This is a genomic window from Azohydromonas lata NBRC 102462, from assembly GCF_001571085.1.
Classification (GTDB): domain Bacteria; phylum Pseudomonadota; class Gammaproteobacteria; order Burkholderiales; family Burkholderiaceae_C; genus Azohydromonas; species Azohydromonas lata.
Genome location: NZ_BCTC01000013.1, coordinates 24,567 through 40,683, shown reverse-complemented (window position 1 = coordinate 40,683; position 16,117 = coordinate 24,567). Strand labels below are relative to the sequence as shown.

The 16,117-nt window shown below is 69.6% G+C and carries 11 protein-coding genes; 6 read left to right on the top strand and 5 right to left on the bottom strand.

The window, feature by feature from the left end; genetic code table 11:
- Nucleotides 1-19 precede the first annotated feature (19 nt).
- On the top strand, nucleotides 20-3,130 hold the full coding sequence (locus tag ALA01S_RS07145) for a type I restriction endonuclease subunit R (RefSeq protein WP_066334013.1): 3,111 nt from the start codon (nucleotides 20-22) through the stop codon (nucleotides 3,128-3,130).
- 81 nt (nucleotides 3,131-3,211) lie between these two features.
- Here the strand turns inward: ALA01S_RS07145 and ALA01S_RS07140 are convergent, their stop codons facing one another.
- The 3 genes from ALA01S_RS07140 to ALA01S_RS07130 form a co-directional block, all read right to left on the bottom strand.
- The gene (locus ALA01S_RS07140; protein WP_084267293.1) at nucleotides 3,212-4,843 is read right to left on the bottom strand and encodes a methyl-accepting chemotaxis protein; all 1,632 of its coding nucleotides are present in this window, start codon (nucleotides 4,841-4,843) and stop codon (nucleotides 3,212-3,214) included.
- Between the two features lie 243 nt (nucleotides 4,844-5,086).
- Nucleotides 5,087-5,686, bottom strand: a complete 600-nt coding sequence (gene wrbA / locus ALA01S_RS07135) for an NAD(P)H:quinone oxidoreductase (protein WP_066334011.1) — start codon at nucleotides 5,684-5,686, stop codon at nucleotides 5,087-5,089.
- 186 nt (nucleotides 5,687-5,872) lie between these two features.
- Nucleotides 5,873-6,598, bottom strand: a complete 726-nt coding sequence (locus ALA01S_RS07130) for a pirin family protein (RefSeq protein ID WP_066334009.1) — start codon at nucleotides 6,596-6,598, stop codon at nucleotides 5,873-5,875.
- A gap of 153 nt (nucleotides 6,599-6,751) precedes the next feature.
- On the opposite strand from ALA01S_RS07130, the gene ALA01S_RS07125 reads away from it, so the two are divergent.
- A complete protein-coding gene (locus ALA01S_RS07125) occupies nucleotides 6,752-7,687 on the top strand; it encodes a LysR family transcriptional regulator (RefSeq protein WP_066334006.1) in 936 nt (311 codons plus the stop codon).
- A 4-nt stretch (nucleotides 7,688-7,691) separates the two neighbouring features.
- Here the strand turns inward: ALA01S_RS07125 and trfA are convergent, their stop codons facing one another.
- A complete protein-coding gene (gene trfA / locus ALA01S_RS07120) occupies nucleotides 7,692-8,504 on the bottom strand; it encodes a plasmid replication initiator TrfA (protein ID WP_066334003.1) in 813 nt (270 codons plus the stop codon).
- 3,207 nt (nucleotides 8,505-11,711) lie between these two features.
- Between trfA and ALA01S_RS07115 the strand changes: the two genes are divergently transcribed.
- From ALA01S_RS07115 to ALA01S_RS07105, 3 genes are read left to right on the top strand one after another with little or no spacing between them, the layout of a single operon-like run.
- Nucleotides 11,712-12,350 (top strand): nucleotide-binding protein, encoded by a 639-nt coding sequence (locus ALA01S_RS07115; protein ID WP_157118805.1) that lies wholly within the window; start codon nucleotides 11,712-11,714, stop codon nucleotides 12,348-12,350.
- Nucleotides 12,347-13,474 carry a ParB/RepB/Spo0J family partition protein gene (locus tag ALA01S_RS07110; RefSeq protein WP_238455719.1) on the top strand — a complete coding sequence of 376 codons (1,128 nt, stop codon included), beginning with the start codon at nucleotides 12,347-12,349 and terminating at the stop codon, nucleotides 13,472-13,474. Before ALA01S_RS07115 ends, ALA01S_RS07110 begins: the two co-directional genes overlap by 4 nt.
- A 43-nt stretch (nucleotides 13,475-13,517) precedes the next feature.
- Nucleotides 13,518-14,519: an extracellular catalytic domain type 1 short-chain-length polyhydroxyalkanoate depolymerase gene (locus tag ALA01S_RS07105; RefSeq protein WP_066333997.1), complete on the top strand. Its 1,002-nt coding sequence runs from the start codon at nucleotides 13,518-13,520 to the stop codon at nucleotides 14,517-14,519.
- A gap of 158 nt (nucleotides 14,520-14,677) precedes the next feature.
- On the opposite strand, the gene ALA01S_RS07100 is transcribed toward ALA01S_RS07105, so the two are convergent.
- Nucleotides 14,678-15,103: a c-type cytochrome gene (locus ALA01S_RS07100; protein ID WP_084267290.1), complete on the bottom strand. Its 426-nt coding sequence runs from the start codon at nucleotides 15,101-15,103 to the stop codon at nucleotides 14,678-14,680.
- 123 nt (nucleotides 15,104-15,226) lie between these two features.
- Between ALA01S_RS07100 and rarD the strand changes: the two genes are divergently transcribed.
- Nucleotides 15,227-16,114, top strand: coding sequence for an EamA family transporter RarD (rarD, locus tag ALA01S_RS07095; protein ID WP_066333993.1), 888 nt, complete (start codon nucleotides 15,227-15,229; stop codon nucleotides 16,112-16,114).
- Nucleotides 16,115-16,117 lie beyond the last annotated feature (3 nt).

Sequence of the window (16,117 nt, the reverse complement as noted above, 5' to 3'; positions counted from 1 at the left end):
ACTGCACTAGGGAGAACCCGTGGATCTGCACAAAGAGGCCCGCTTCGAGGCCGAGATCTGCCAGCACCTCGCCGCCCACGGGTGGCTCTACGCCGAAGGCGACGCCGCCCACTTCGACCGCACCTCCGGCCTCTTCTTCCCCGACCTCCTGGCCTGGATAGAAGCCGCCCAGCCGGACGCCTGGCAGCGCCTGAACAAAACCCACGGCCCGGCGCTGCGGCAGATGCTCGCCGAGCGGGTGCGCAAAAGCCTCAACGAGCGCGGCACGCTGGACGTGTTGCGCCGCGGCGTGGAAATGGTGGGCCTGAAGGAACCGCTGCTGCTGGCCCAGTTCAAGCCCGCGCTGGCGCTCAACCCCGAGACGCAGGCCCGCTACGCCGCCAACCGGCTGCGCGTGGTGCGGCAGGTGAACCACTCGCCCAATCACCCGAAAGACGCGCTGGACCTGGTGCTGTTCCTCAACGGCATCGCCGTCGCCACGGCCGAGCTGAAGTCGGACTTCACGCAAAGCGTGCACGACGCGGTGGACCAGTACCGCTTCGACCGCCACCCCGCCCCCAAGGCCGGCCTGCTGGAGCCGCTGCTGGCCTTCCCCGGCGGAGCGCTGGTGCACTTCGCCGTCAGCCAGTCGGAAGTGATGATGAGCACCCGGCTCGCCGGCCCCTCTACCGCCTTCCTGCCCTTCAACCGCGGCAACAACGGCGGCGCGGGCAACGCACCGAATCCCGAGGGCTTTGCCACGGCCTACCTGTGGGAGCAGGTGTGGGCGCGCGAGAGCTGGCTGGACATCCTGCACCGCTACCTCATCGGCAAGCGCGACGAGAAAAAGCAGCTTCAGGCCGTCATCTTCCCGCGCTTCCACCAGCTCGACGCCACCCGAAAACTCGTGGCCGACGTCCTCTCCCTCGGCCCCGGCCAGCGCTATCTCATCCAGCACTCCGCGGGGTCGGGCAAGACCAACTCCATCGCCTGGACCGCCCACTTCCTGGCCGACCTGCACGACGCGCAGCACCAAAAAATCTTCGACAGCGTGCTGGTGGTCAGCGACCGCAACGTGCTGGACGCGCAGCTGCAAGAGGCCATCTTCGACTTCGAGCGCACCACCGGCGTGGTCGCCAGCATCACCAGCGAGCACGGCAGCAAGAGCGCGCAGCTCTCGCAGGCGCTCAAGGACGGCAAGAAGATCATCGTCTGCACCATCCAGACCTTCCCCTTCGCGCTGGCCGCCGTGCAGGAGCTGGCGGCGACGGAGGGCAAGCGCTTTGCCGTCATCGCCGACGAGGCCCACAGCTCGCAGACCGGCGAGGCCGCGGCCAAGCTCAAGCAACTGCTTTCCGCCCAGGAATGGGCCGAGTTGCAGGACGGCGGCGAGATCGACACCGAGGCGCTGCTGGCCGCGCAGATGGAAGCGCGTGCCGGCGCCGCGGGCCTGACCTACGTGGCCTTCACCGCCACGCCCAAGGCCAAGACGCTGGAGCTGTTCGGCCGCAAGGGCGCGGACGGCAAGCCCGAGCCCTTCCACGTCTACTCCATGCGCCAGGCCATAGAGGAAGGCTTCATCCTCGACGTGCTCAGGAACTACACCAGCTACAAGCTGGCGTTCAAGCTGGCCCACGAAGGCCAGGCCTACGACGAGCAGACCGTCGAGCGCAGCGCCGCCATGAAGGGAATCATGCAGTGGGTGCGGCTGCACCCCTACAACATCGCGCAGAAGGTGCAGATCGTCGTCGAGCACTACCGCGAGAACGTGCAGCCGCTGCTGGCCGGCCGCGCCAAGGCCATGGTGGTGGTCAGCAGCCGCAAGGAGGCCGTGCGCTGGCAAAAGGCCATATGCGCCTACGTCGCGCGCCAGGGCTACCCGCTGGGCGTGCTCGCGGCCTTCTCCGGCGAGGTGGACGACCCCGAGAGCTTCCCCGGCCCCGTCACCGAGGCCAGCAAGGACCTCAACCCCGGCCTCAAGGGCCGCGACATCCGCGAGGCTTTCAACGAGGCCAACCACCACCTGCTGCTGGTGGCCAACAAGTTCCAGACCGGCTTCGACCAGCCGCTGCTGTGCGGCATGTACGTGGACAAGATGCTCGGCGGCATTCAGGCCGTGCAAACGCTCTCGCGCCTGAACCGCGCGCACCCGGGCAAGGACACCACCTACATCCTCGACTTCGTCAACGAGCCGGCCGCCATCCTCGAAGCCTTCCAGACCTACTACAAGACGGCCGAGCTGCAGGCCACCACCGACCCCAACCTGGTCTACGACCTGCGCGCCAAGCTCGACGCCTCAGGCCACTACGACGAGTTCGAGGTGGAGCGCGTCGCCAAGGTGGACCTGGACCCCAACGGGACCCAGAAGGCGCTGGATGCCGCCATCGCCCCCGTGGCCGACCGCCTGCTCAAGCACTACAAGGCCGCGCAGCAGCAGAAGCTGGACGCTGAATCACAAGGCGACGACAAGGCGGCCCAAGCCGCGAAGGACACGCTGGACGCGCTGCTGCTGTTCAAGGGCGACATGGGCGCCTACGTGCGCCTCTACGCCTTCCTGAGCCAGATTTTTGATTACGGCAACACCGGCATCGAGAAGCGCTTCCTGTTCTTCAAGCGCCTCATCCCGCTGCTGGACTTTGGCCGCGAGCGCGACACGGTGGACCTGAGCAAGGTGGTGCTCACGCACCACACGCTGAAGAACCGCGGCGCCAGGGCCATGGCGCTCAATCCCGACGGCAGCTACAAGCTCCAGCCCCTGGACGCCGTGGGCAGCGGCGCGGTGCAGGAGAAGCAGAAGGACTACCTCGCCGAGATCATCCAGAAGGTCAACGGCCTCTTCGAGGGCGACCTCAGCGATGGCGACCAGCTCGTCTACGTCAACGGCGTGATCAAGGGCAAGCTGCTGGAAAACGCCACGCTCGTGCAGCAGGCCGCCAGCAACAGCAAGGAGCAGTTCGCCAACTCGCCGGACCTGAAGGACGCGCTGCTGGACGCGATCATGGACGCCTTCGAGGCCCACCAAGCCATGAGTACGCAGGCCCTGGGCTCCGAGCGCGTGCGCGACGGGCTGTGCGACATCCTGCTGGGCCCGGCGCAGTTGTGGGAGGCGCTGCGGGCCAAGGCGGGGCCGGGCGCCGCCGCGGTTCGGTAAGCGTTGTCAGCGGCGGCCGTCAGCCGCCCTGTTCAATGGCCTGCGCCGGGCTGCCCAAAGGTCAGGACAGCCCTCTGAGCCTCAAACGCTCCAGGCCGGCGCCCCACCGCCCACGCCGCGCTGCTGCGGCTGCGCCGGCGCGGGGGCCAGGCCGCTGTGGCGGCCGGAGTCGCGGAACAGCGTCACCGCCTCGGCCAGGCGTTCGGCCTGGCGGCTCAGCGACGAGGCCGCCGCGGCGCTCTCCTCCACCAGCGAGGCGTTTTGCTGCGTGGTGCCGTCCAGCTCCATCAGCGCCTGGTGGATCTGCGCCACGCCCAGGCCCTGCTGCATGGAGGCGTCCGAAATCTCCGACACCAGCTTGGAGACGCGGCGCACCTGCTCCACGATGCGCTCCATGGTCGCGCCGGCCTGCTCCACGTGGCGGCCGCCGGAGTCCACGCGCTGCACCGTCTCGTCGATCAGCGCCTTGATCTCGCGCGCGGCCGTGGCCGAGCGCTGCGCCAGCGAGCGCACCTCGCCGGCCACCACCGCAAAGCCGCGCCCCGCCTCGCCCGCGCGCGCGGCTTCCACCGCGGCGTTCAGGGCCAGGATGTTGGTCTGGAAGGCAATGCCGTCGATCACGCCGCTGATGTCGGAGATGCGCTGGCTGTGGCTCTGGATGCCGGCCATCTCCGAGCGCACCTGCTGCATGGCCTCGCCGCCGTGGGCGGCCACGTCGAAGGCCTGCTCCGACACGCGGCGCGCCTCGTCGGCCATCTCGGTGTTGTGGCTGATGGTCTGCGTGATCTCTTCCATGGAGGCCGCCGTCTCCTCCAGGTTGGCCGCCGAGGCCTCGGTGCGCCGGCTCAGGTCCGTGCTGCCCGCGGCGATCTGGCTGCTGGCGCTGGCCACGCCGTCGGTCTGCTCGGCCACGTCGTCCACCACCGCGCGCAGGTTCAGCCCCGCCTGGTTGACCGCGCGCATGAGCAGGCCGATCTCGTCCACGCGGTTGAACGGCTGCGCCGGCGCGGTCAGCCCGCTGGCCACGTTGTTGGCGTGCGCCAGGATGTCGCGCACCGGCGACACCACCTGCGCCTGCAGCACCAGCCCGCTGACCAGCATGCCGCCCAACGCCGCGCCCACCGCGATGAGCGACTGCACGCCGGTGGCCGCGCCCAGCAGCGCCGGCAGCGCCGCCACGCCGCAGCCCAGGCCGAGCGCCAGCACGATGCGCTGGCGCAGCGACATCACCTGCAGCGCCGACATCCACGCCCGCAGCCCCGTGCGCACCACCAGCCCGCGATGCACCTTGCGCCCGCCGGCCTGGTTGTTGCGCATGCGCTCGTACAGCGCCTCGGCCGCCTGGATCTGCTCGCGGCTGGCGGGCGTGCGCACCGACATGTAGCCCACGAGCTGGCCCTCGCGCCGCATGGGCGTGGCGTTGGCCTGCACCCAGTAGTGATCGCCGTTCTTGCGCCGGTTCTTCACCACCGCCGTCCACGACTGGCCGGCCTTGAGCGAGGCCCACATGTCCGCAAAGGCCTGCGCGGGCATGTCGGGGTGGCGCACGAGGTTGTGCGGCTGCTTCATCAGCTCGCCAAGCTCGAAGCCGCTGGAATGGATGAAGGCCGCGTTGGCGTAGGTGATGTTGCCGTGGACATCCGTGGTGGACATCAGCGTCACACCAGGGGGTATGCCGTATTCACGGCCCGTGACGGGCAAGTTGACTTTCATGGCAGCGCGGCCTCCAGGTGTTGTCGCCTCCGAAGACGCCGCCAACACAGGCCACGCACCCCGGGGAAGCCGCGCATTTTCTTGGGCCGAGTCATCCTTCCGGTTGACTTACATCCAAGCCGCTTCGTGCGTAATTCGCATGAGGCGCTCATAAATCCAAAAAGTGTCTAGTTGGTCACGACTTTTTGGACGCAAAGCTGTATGCAAGCCGCGGCGTCGCGCCCGGTGCCGCGGCAGGCGCGCTCAGCCGAACAGCTTGGCCGCCGTGCGGGCCACGAGCTCGCCCTGGAAGCGGGCACCGTCCAGCTCGGTCTGCGAGGGCTGGCGCGAGCCGTCGCCGCCGGCAATGGTGGTGGCGCCGTAGGGTGCGCCGCCCACGACCTCGTCCAGGCGCATCTGGCCCTGGAAGCTGTACGGCAGCCCAACCACCACCATGCCGAAGTGCAGCAGGTTGGTGATGATGGAAAACAGCGTCGTCTCCTGGCCGCCATGCTGCGTGGCCGTGGAGGTGAAGGCCGCGCCCACCTTGCCGTTGAGCGCGCCGCGCGCCCACAGGCCGCCGGTCTGGTCCAGGAAGGCGGCCATCTGCGAGGCCATGCGGCCGTAGCGCGTGGGCGAGCCGATGACGATGGCGTCGTACTGCTCCAGCTCGGCCACGCTGGCCACGGGGGCGTCCTGCTCCAGCTTGAAGTGCGACTTCTTGGCCACTTCTTCCGGCACGGTTTCGGCCACGCGGCGCACGTCCACCGTCGCGCCGGCGCCGCGCGCGCCTTCGGCCACGGCTTGCGCCATCTTTTCCATGTGGCCGTAGGACGAGTAGTACAGAACGAGAACACGGGCCATTTGAAGCTCCTGGGTAGTGATGCGCAGGCCGTGCGGGGCCTGCTGCGGGGTCGGGGCACCGGGGCTGAGCCCGGCACCCGTGGGCGGGAATGGACGGGAACGATGGGGCGATGGCGGCGGCAAGCCACGTGCCGGCCGCCCCGCCGCTGGGGAGGCCGCCTCCCGGGAATGCGCCGGCGGCGGCGCTTACAGGCGCGCCAGGTCGAACACGAGCACCTCGGCGTCCTGCCCGCGGCGCAGCGCCAGTTGCGTCTCGCCGTCGAGCATGACGGCGTCGCCGGCCTGCAGCGCGTGGCCGTTGACCTCGATGGCGCCGCGCGCCACGTGCACGTAGGCCAGCCGCGCCGGGTCCAGCGCCACGGTGGCGGACTCCTCGCCGTCGAACAGGCCCGCGGCGATGGAGGCGTCGGCGTTGATGCGCAGCGACGTGCCCTCGCCTTGCGGCGTGACGATGGGCAGCAGCCGCCCGCGGCGCAGCGAGGCGTCGAAGTGCTTTTGCTCGTAGTCCGGCTCCACGCCGCGGCGGCTGGGCAGCAGCCAGATCTGCAGGAAGTGCGTGGTGCGGTCCTTGGCGTGGTTGAACTCGCTGTGCAGCACGCCGCTGCCCGCGCTCATGCGCTGCACGTCGCCGGGGCGGATGACGCCGGCGTTGGCGCCGCCGGCGCTGCCGTTGCCCATGCTGTCCTTGTGCGCCAGCTCGCCTTCGAGCACGTAGCTCACGATCTCCATGTCGCGGTGGCCGTGCGTGCCGAAGCCGCTGCCCGGCGCCACCTTGTCCTCGTTGATGACGCGCAGGTTGCCAAAGCCCATGTGCGCCGGGTCGTAGTACTCGGCGAAGGAGAAGCTGTGGCGGCTGTCCAGCCAGCCGTGTTGAGCGTGGCCCCGGTCGGAAGACTTGCGCAGCGTGATCATGGTGTTGACCCTTTCCTTCGATGGTTTCGATCTACGATTTGATGCCGTACATCAACGACATAGATGCATTGTGTTGATCCTCATCAAGCTTGAGCATGAGAGTGTTCGGTGCTCATCATCGAATTCATCGAAAATGAAAAATGAGGGCCTTGCATGGGCAAGCTGACCCTGGAGGGGCTGGAGCTGCTGGACGCCATCGCGCGCAAGGGCTCCTTCAGCGCCGCGGCCGACGAGCTGCACAAGGTGCCCTCCACCATCTCCTACACGGTGGCGCGGCTGGAGCAGGATTTGCAGGTCCAGCTTTTCACGCGCAACGGGCCCCGCGTGGAGATCACCGAGGCCGGGCGCGAGCTGGTGCGGGACGGCCGGCTGCTGCTGCAGGCGGCCAGCGACCTGGAGTGCCGCGTGCAGCGCGTGGCCGCGGGCTGGGAGAGCACGTTCCAGCTCGCGGTGGACAGCATGGTGCCCACCGAGATCCTGGCGCCGCACATGGCGGCGTTTTGCGGGGTGGCGGACGCGACGCGGCTGCGCGTGCAGGAGGAGGCGCTCACGGGCACGTGGGAGTCGCTGCTGCAGGCGCGCTGCGACCTGGCGCTGGCCACGGGCGCCGGTCCGGCCGGCGGCGGCTACCTGGCGCGCGAGGTGGCGCAGGTGCCGTTCTGGTTCTGCATCGCGCCGTTTCACCCGCTGGCGCGCGAGGACGAGCCGCTGACCGAGGCGCAGATCCGCCGCCACCGCGGCGTGGTGGTGGCGGACTCGGCGCGCCAACTGCCCGTGCGCAGCGCCGGGCTGCTCAGCGGGCAGCAGACCATCACCGTGCCCACGCTGCGCGCCAAGCTGCGGCTGCAGGCCGAAGGTCTAGGGGTGGGCTACCTGCCCGCGCCCTGCGTGCAGGAGCTGCTGCAGGCCGGCGTGCTGGTGCGCAAGCGCGTGGAAAACGAGCGCACGCCGGAGACCATGAGCGTGGCCTGGCGCGTGGGCGCGCAAGGCAAGGCGCTGGAGTGGTGGCGGCAGCGGTTGGCTGACAAGGACGCCATCGCCGCGCTGCTGGCCAGCGTGGGCCGCAGCTACGCGGCCGCGCACGGGTGACGCTTCAGGCCGTGGGCAGCACCTTGCTGGCCTTGCCCTTGGTGCTGCGGGTGACGTGGACGATGTCGGAGCCGTCAATGGTCCAGTTGTCCAGGAAGCCCTCGTTGACGAGCTGCTGCAGCGCCACGCGCAGCGCCTTGCGGAAGTCGGTGAGCCGCGCGGCGCGCGAGCCGGTGAGGCCTTTCAAGGTCTCGACCTTGAGCGGGTAAGGCGCCTCGTGGGTGGAGAAGTAGCTGTGCAGGTACTTGGCCAGCGCGCTGCGCAGCCTCAGGCGCTGCTCCCACCAGACCTGCGTGTACGTGCTGGGTCCGAAGAGCTTGATGATTTCCGGCTCCAGCCAGACCGTCCACTTGGCCTTGGGCTCGTCGCCGCTGGCGGATTTGCCGGTGAACTTGCGCAGCAGCGCGCCCTGGTAGAGGTAGAAACCGTCGGCGCCGGAGGCGTCGGAGCTCAGCCGGATGCTGGTGAACTGCAGCCGGTCGAAGCTGGCCTTGAGGCGGTTGTAGCCCTCGACGCTGCGCTTCCAGCCCAGCTCCTTGAGGAAGGAATAAGCCGTGAAGCTCACCGCCTCGCCCAGCGGGCGGCAGCGGGCCAGGTGGATGAGCTGCAGGAAGACGTCCTCGTCGTCCTGGCGCAGCTCCTCGCCGCGCACGGTGAGCACCCAGCCGGCCAGGGTCTGGATGGTGCGGTGCTCGCGGTAGAAGTTGCGCGGCTCGTTCTGGTTGCCGACGGTGAACAGCGAGGAGCGGGCGATCGGGTTGGGCAGGCCCCGCACCCGGTCGTGCCACAGCGGCAATTGCGACGGCGCGGCGGCCACGGGAGCACGCGGACTGCTGGGCGGGCTTTTTTCCGGTGGCATGGTTGAGAAACGTCGTCGTTGTGGCCGGCTGTACCGGGAGTCAAAAGGCGTGGCGGTGGCGGTTGGACGACCCGCCGGCTCACCGTTCGCAGCCATGCCTGGCGCCGGTGGGAGCCAGAAGGCGATTCAGTGGGACGGCGGATCGGCCGAACCGGCGGTTGCAGCGCCGCGGGGCGAGTGTCCGCGAGCGTTGCAAGGGCCGACAAGCGCACGCGCACGCCTTCTGACTCCCTATGCACGCCTTGTGACTCCCAACCCACGCCCGCTGACTCCCAAAGCCGCCGCCGCCGTCCCCGCGGCACGCCTTCTGGCTCCCGCTGGCGGGGCGATCAGGCGCCGTGTGGGCGGCTGACTCCCGGTGGCAGCCTGCTTTGGCGGCCCTTCGTGGCGGGGCATCGCCGTTCACGCCTTGTGACTCCCGCCGCCCAGGCATTTCCCGGGCGGGCGGCACGTCCTGTGGCTCCCACCGGGGCCAGCGGCGGCGCACACGCCTGCTGACTCCCTCCGGATGCGCCTTCTGACTCCCAGGCGGTGCCGTCGGCCACCCCGGCCGTGGGAGTCAGAAGGCGATCCCTGGCGCCGCGGTGGCGAGTTGACGGTCCGCGTGCGTGCCTTCGGATGGCGTGACGGCCCCCGGCACCCACGCCCAAGCGGCTTGAGGGCTCCGGTGCGGGTCCACACACGCCTTCTGAGTCCCGGTTTGTAGTCGCATCCTCCTTCGCCGGATGCTTCGACTTCCGCAGTCAAGGCCTTGGCGCGCCGGGTTTTCCTCCTGATCGCCCAACGTGGGCAGGAAACGGTGCTTTTCGCGCAGCGCCAACGCCTTCAGGCTCCCGGTTTTTGCTGATTCAAGACGGATTCAAAGACGATTAAAGACGATTCAGCCTTGTGAATAAGCAATGTAAGTTGTTGATTTTAAATGTGCTTCTGACTCCCAGGTGGGAGCCAGAGGGCGCGGCTGCGGGAGTGAGCGGGCGTGGGTGGCGGGAGTCAGCGGGCGTGTCGCGGGGGAGTCGCAAGGCGTGGGTGGGCGGCGGCGGCGGCTCTCGTAACTGGGAGTCAGCGGGCGGGTTGGCGAGAGTCAGAAGGCGAGCCTGTGGATAACTCGGCTGGGACTGCGGGGTAAGGGCGCATTGGGCCGGCTCGGAGGGCGCGGGCCGTGCTCAACGCCCGCGCAGGTGGTGTGCAATGCATTCACGGGCTGGTTGCACGTTTTGGCTTGGGTTTGGGACGTCCCAAACTGAACACTCTGAAGCCCATTTGACGACGGTATGCGCGATGGCTTGCGCAAAACCAGCTTGTGCCGGCCTCCCGAAAGCCCAGACGTTTGGCAATCTCATCCGTCATTCCCGCGAAGGTGGGAACCCGGGTGGTTCCGCACCGGAGCGAAGGGGCGACGCGAAGGAGCGGCGGCTCAAGACTTCATGACGCCGGCCGGCGAACGGTCCGGCCGGCTTTGGGGCCTCCTGGTTTTTCGCCTTCGCGGGAATGACGGGTGGGAGTCAGCAGCCGAGTCGGCTAAGGCTGGCGCTTGTCCGCACTCACTTTGCAGGCGCGGCATGGTTTGGGACGTCCCAAACCCTAGCGGGCTGGTCATACGCTCGCGACTTGTCCGGGCTCCATGCCGTTGTCTCCGTATGCCCAGGCCTCGCATCCGGGCGTCGGTTTGGGACGTCCCAAACTGAACGCCTCGGAGCCCACCTGCGCGGCGGGCTGCCCGGCAGGTCGCACAAAGCCAACCCCCGCTGGCAGCCCGAGAGCCCAAACGTTCGGCACCCTCGCCCGTCATTTCTGCGAAGGGGGAACTTCGGCGGCCCTGCGCCGGAGCGAAGCAGCGACATGGAAAAGCGGCGATTCAGAACCTCGCGACACCGGTTCTCGCACTGGCGGCCAGCTTAGGGGACCCCTGGGTTCCCTGCTTCGGTAATGACGGGTGGGAGTCAGCGGCCGAGTCGGCTGCGGTTGGCGCCTGTCTGCGCTCACTCTGGGGACGAGGGGTGGTTTGGGACGTCCCAAACCGAGGTTGGCGTGCAAGCCGTTTGTGGCGCGACGGCGTGCACTGCACCCTGCAGTGATCGGCGAGCGGATGAAGGCCGGTTGTTTGGGACGTCCCAAACTGCACTCCTTGGAGCCCATCTGCGCTGCGGGATGCCCGCTCGTTCGCACCAGGTCAACCCACGCTTGCATCCCGTGAGCCCGGGCGCTCGCCCCCACTTCGTCATTCCCGCGCAGGCGGGAATCCAGGCGGCCCCACGCCAGAGCGAAGGGGCAACGCAGGAGAAACGGGGGTTGGACCTTGTGACGCCAGCCCATGAGCTGGTGGCCGGCTTGGGGGCCACCTGGATTCCCGCCTGCGCGGGAATGACGGCTCGGGGGCCGCCGCGGGTCAGTCCCTGGCTGGGGGGCCTCAACTTCCCCCGGACAGCCGTGCGTCTTCACGGGAATGACGGTTGAGTGTGCGCGGCGGTGCCGGCTGCGGCTGACGCTTGTCCGCGCTTCTTACTCTAGACAGAACGGGCCGTTTGGGACGTCCCAAACCGGGGCAGGCGTGTGCGCCGTTTGAGGTACGACGGCGTGCAATGCGCTGTCTGTGGTGTTCGGCAAGTGGACTCGAACACCGGTTTGGGACGTCCCAAACCAAGGCGGACCGTGCGGCATGTGGGTTCAACCATTGTTTGGGACGTCCCAAACCGAACTCCTCGGAGCCGTACCTGTGCGGCAAACGCCCCACGCTGGCGGCCGGAGAGCCCAAACGTTCAGCACCCTCGCCCGTCATTTCCGCGAAGGCGGGAACCTGGGCGATCGCTGCGCCGCAGCGAAGACGCGACACGGAAAAGCAGCGATTCAAGCCTTGCGATACCGGCTTTCGCACTGGTGGCCAGCTTGGGGACTTCCTGGGTTCCCGCTTTCGGGAATGACGGGTGGGAATCAGCGGCCGAGTCGGCTGCGGCTGGCGCCTGTCTGCGCTCACCTCTGGAGACGAAGGGTGGTTTGGGACGTCCCAAACTCCCCGCGCACCTGCCCCAAGCTCCCCGACTGCGAACCGCATGCGTCGCATGCGCCCCACACTTTCCGGCACCCAGCAAACTTTACGGTGCATCAAAGCGCAAATCCGGTGCTGGGGTGCCGTGTATCGCCGCAAAATCGCGCCTTCAGGAGGCGGACGTGATTCTGACGATTGCAAATATCAAGGGCGGTGTGGCCAAGAGCACCATGGCGGTGTGCCTGGCCACCATGGCGGCATCCGAGGGCGCCTCGGTGGTCATCGTGGATGCCGACGACAAGGGCACCTCCACGGACTGGGGCAACGCGCGCAGCGAGGACGGCGTGGAGCCGCCCATCAACGTCGTGGGCGTCATGCGCCAGTGCGCCCGCACCATCGCCGCGCTGGCGCGCGAGTACGACCTCGTGGTCGTGGACATCGGCGCGGGCAACAAGGCCGTCATCAAGGAGTGCGCCGAGATCTCCAACCTCGTGCTGCTGCCCTGCGGGCCCATGCAGCCGGAGATCGCGCGCACGGTGCAGACGCTGTCGCTGCTGCAGGACGTGCAGGTGCCCGTCTATGTGCTGCTCAACCGCGTGGCGCTGCACCCGCGCGCCAAGGAAACGCAGTTCGTGCGCCGGCAGTTCAGCGACGCGGGCGTGCGCGTGTTCGACGCCGTGCTGCCGCGGCGCAAGGTGTGGGAGGCCACCGGCAACGGGCTGGCCATCCACGAGATCTCCGGCGCCGGCGCGGCCGAGACGGAAATGCGCGCCGTCTACGACGAGGTGGCTCGCCGCATCAACGAGATGGAGGCCGCATGAGCTTCAAGCAGAAATTCCGCCCCATCCAGCTCGACCCCCAGCGCGTGGCCAAGGCCGAGGCGCAGGGCGCCAAGGTCAGCGCCGAGGACGCCGCCGCACTCCAGGCCGAAGCCGCCGCAGTTGACGCCGCGCCCGCCGCCGCCCAAGCCGTCGCCGCACCCGCTGCGGCCCCGGACACCGCCCCCTCCAGCGCGCCGGCCCGTCAGGCGGCGGTGGCGGCCCTGGCCGCAGCCGCCGCACCCGCCGCGGTGCGCGGCCTCATCGCCGCAGCGCCGGACGATGGCGTGGACGGCGAGTTTGGGACGTCCCAAACCGCCCTCTACTACGGCCCCTGGCAGGTTGGGCAGGTCTACGAGGTGCCGCACGAGTGCCTGCGGCCCAACCCGGTGAACCCGCGCATCTTCTACACGGTGGACGCCGTGGAGAACATGGCGCAGTCGCTGCTGGACGAGGGCCAGACCACCGCGGCCACCGGCTACGTGGAGGACGACCACGTCGTCCTCATCGAGGGCCAGACCCGCCAGAAGGCCTGCCAGCAACTCAACTGGCCCACGCTGCGCGTGGAGATCCGGCCCAAGCCGCAGAGCGTGCGCACGCTGTACGAGACGGCGCGCGCGGCCAACGAGGCGCGCTCCAACCCCTCCAACCTGGACGAGGCGCTGCGCTGGAAGGAGCTGCTGGACACCGGCGTCTATCCCCACCAGCGCGCGCTGGCCGAGGCGCTGCGGCTGCACGAGGGCGACGTCAGCCGCGTGCTGTCGCTGGCCAAGATGCCCAGGAGCATCCTGCAGGCGCTGGCCGAGGTGCCGGCGCTGCTGTACGCGCGCACGCTGGCCTCCATCCGCGCCTACTGGGAAACCTGCGGCGACGACAAGACGCTGGAGCTGGTCGTGCGCGCCCGCGCCCGCGGCATGAGCTTTCGCGAGATAGACAACCTGCGCAAGGCGGCGGAGAAGGGCCCCTACAAGCGCCCGCACGCCTCGCGCATGAAGGTGAGCTTCGGCGCGGGCAAGGGCGAGCTCAAGACTTTCGAGGACGGCCGCATCCAGCTCCTGCTCGAAGGCCTGAGCGACGACGAGGCGCGCGACCTGCAGCAGCGGCTGCAAAAGGCGCTCAAGGTTTGACCAGGGCAGGTCACGCCGGCCACCCGCAGCAAGGTTTTTGGGCATGCGAAATGTGAAGCTCGTATCGCTGTGGCAGCAGGCCGCGCAGCGCCAGGTGCGCAGCGTCGCGCGCGCCGGCCAGCGGCTGACGCAGGACATGGTCAAGGCGGTGGCTGCGGCCCACGCGCCGCCGCCGGGGCCGGGCGACTGGCTCAGCGGCACCGTGCTGGGCCCGGCCGGCGCGCGGCGCTGGCGGCTGTACCGCCCCGAGGGGGCAGGGCGGTCCACGCCGCTGCCGCTGCTGGTCATGCTGCACGGCTGCAGCCAGGACGCGCACGGCTTTGCCATCAGCACCGGCATGAACCGGCTGGCCGCGCGCGAAGGCTTTTTCGTCCTCTACCCCGAGCAGGACAGGCGCGCCAACCCGCAAGGCTGCTGGAACTGGTACGACACGCGCAGCGGCCAGGCGCTGGCCGAGGCGGCCACGCTGGTGGCGGCGGTGGAGCAGGTGGCGCTGGCGCAGGCGGTGGACCGCAACCGCATCGCCGTGGCGGGGCTGTCGGCCGGCGCGAGCATGGCGGCGCTGCTGGCCGTGCGGCGGCCGCAGCTGTTCAAGGCCGTGGCCATGCACTCCGGCGTGCCGCCGGGCGTGGCGCGCTCCTCGGCCACCGCGCTGCGGGCCATGCTGGGCCACGGCGCGCAGGGCGTCGTCCCGGTGGGCCCGGCGCTGCTGGCGGGCGCCTCGCTGCCGCCGCTGCTGGTGCTGCACGGCAGCGCGGACGCGGTGGTGTCCTCGCGCAACGCGGCTGCCGCCGCCGAGCTGTGGGCCGAGGCCGTGGGTGCCCGCGGCGGCGCCGCACGCGTGGTGCAGCGCGGCCAGCGCCACGCCATGCACGTCACCGACTACAAGGCCGGCCGCCGCACCGTGGCCACGCTGTGCGAGATACAGGGCCTGGGCCACGCCTGGAGCGGCGGCGCGGCGCGCGAGCGCTTCAGCGATCCGGCCGGCCCCTGTGCCTCACGCCTGGTCTGGCGCTTTGCGCGCAACTGCTTCGACAAGGGCTGAGCGCCCGGCGCCGCCGAGGCCCGCACGCCGTGCCCGCAGCCGCCCTTGGGGACCGCTGCGGAGGCGGGCCATTTGGGACGTCCCAAACTGCCCGCGGTGGCACGGCCGGCAGCGGCTGAAGCCCGTGCTTTCTGGCCTCGTTGGATCGTCCTGCCGCCTCAGCGCTGCGTGCGCAGGTAAGCCAACAAATCGTCGATCTGGCGCGGGTCGCCCAAGCCCCAGAAGCGCATCTTGTTGCCCGGCACGGTGCGGTTGGGCGATTGGATGAAGGCGCGCAGCCGCTCCTCGGTCCAGGCGAAATCCGCGTTCTTCAGGGCGTCGGAATAGTGGAAGTCGGCGGTGCTGCCGGCCTTGCGGCCCACGATGCCGTTGAGCTGCGGCCCAAACCCGCCGCGCGCCGACGGCCCAAGCTGGTGGCAGTTGGCGCAGCGCGCAAACACCGCCTTGCCTGCCACGGGGTTGCCGCCGCCGCCCGCACCGCCGGCCTCGGCGCCCAAGGCGGCGGATGCCGGCGCGGCCAGCAGCAGACACGCGGCTGCGTGCGCCCATGTCGGCCGGCCAGGCTTCAAAAACGCGCAGTGCATACCGGAAAGTCCTGGAAATCTGGAGACATTCAGGCGCGCCGCGCGCGGTGCAGCCCTGTGCCGGCCGGTGGCAAGGCGGCGGCCGGGGGGCGGTGCGCAGGGCGCTGCCTAGAATCCCCGTGAATGAATGTCGGCATTTTGTATGCGGCCCTGGCCTACGTGGCCTGGGGCCTGTTTCCCCTGTACTTCCGCCAGGTCTCCGCGGTCCCTTCGCTGGAAATCGTCTTGCACCGCACGGTGTGGTCGCTGGTCTTCCTGCTCGTCGTCCTGGGCGCGATGCGGCGCTTTCACCTGCTCAAGCCGGCGCTGAAGTCGCCGCGCCAGCTCCTGCTGTTTGCCGTGAGCGCGCTGTTGCTGGCGGGCAACTGGCTGGTCTACGTGTGGGCGGTCAACAACGGGCACGTCATAGACGCCAGCCTGGGCTACTTCATCAACCCGCTGGTGTACGTGCTCATGGGCTACGCCTTCCTGCACGAGCGGCTGCGCCCGCTGCAGTGGGCGGCCGTGGCGCTGGCCGGGGCCGGGGTGCTGTGGCTGACCTGGCAGGCGGGGCAACTGCCCTGGATCGCGCTGCTGCTGGCGGCGTCCTTCGGCCTGTACGGGCTGATGCGCAAGACCGCGCCGCTGGGCACGCTGGAGGGCCTGGCGCTGGAGACGCTGCTGCTGGCGCCGCTGGCCGTGCCGGCCCTGGCGCTGTGGACGCTCTCCGGCAGCAGCGCCATCGCCCAGGCCGATGCGCCCACCGTGGGCTGGCTGTTGCTGGCCGGGCCCATCACCGCGGTGCCGCTGCTGCTGTTTGCCGCCGGCGCGCGCCGCATTCCGCTGGGCACGCTGGGGCTGCTGCAGTACATCGGACCGACGCTGCAGCTGCTCATGGGCGTGTGGGTGTTCCACGAGCCCTTTCAGGGCACGCGCGTGCTGGGCTTCGTGCTGATTTGGGCGGCCCTGGCGCTGTACAGCGCCGAGGGCCTGTGGGCGGCCCGCCGCCGCGCGGCGGCGGCCGTGGCCTGAGCC

Bases quoted from the DNA above. Each gene is read 5' to 3' on its own strand.
- rarD (WP_066333993.1), top strand. From the start codon at position 15,227: ATGAATGTCGGCATTTTGTATGCGGCCCTGGCCTACGTGGCCTGGGGC.
- ALA01S_RS07110 (WP_238455719.1), top strand. From the start codon at position 12,347: ATGAGCTTCAAGCAGAAATTCCGCCCCATCCAGCTCGACCCCCAGCGC.
- ALA01S_RS07140 (WP_084267293.1), bottom strand. From the start codon at position 4,843: ATGAAAGTCAACTTGCCCGTCACGGGCCGTGAATACGGCATACCCCCT.
- ALA01S_RS07105 (WP_066333997.1), top strand. From the start codon at position 13,518: ATGCGAAATGTGAAGCTCGTATCGCTGTGGCAGCAGGCCGCGCAGCGC.
- ALA01S_RS07125 (WP_066334006.1), top strand. From the start codon at position 6,752: ATGGGCAAGCTGACCCTGGAGGGGCTGGAGCTGCTGGACGCCATCGCG.
- ALA01S_RS07130 (WP_066334009.1), bottom strand. From the start codon at position 6,598: ATGATCACGCTGCGCAAGTCTTCCGACCGGGGCCACGCTCAACACGGC.
- ALA01S_RS07100 (WP_084267290.1), bottom strand. From the start codon at position 15,103: ATGCACTGCGCGTTTTTGAAGCCTGGCCGGCCGACATGGGCGCACGCA.
- wrbA (WP_066334011.1), bottom strand. From the start codon at position 5,686: ATGGCCCGTGTTCTCGTTCTGTACTACTCGTCCTACGGCCACATGGAA.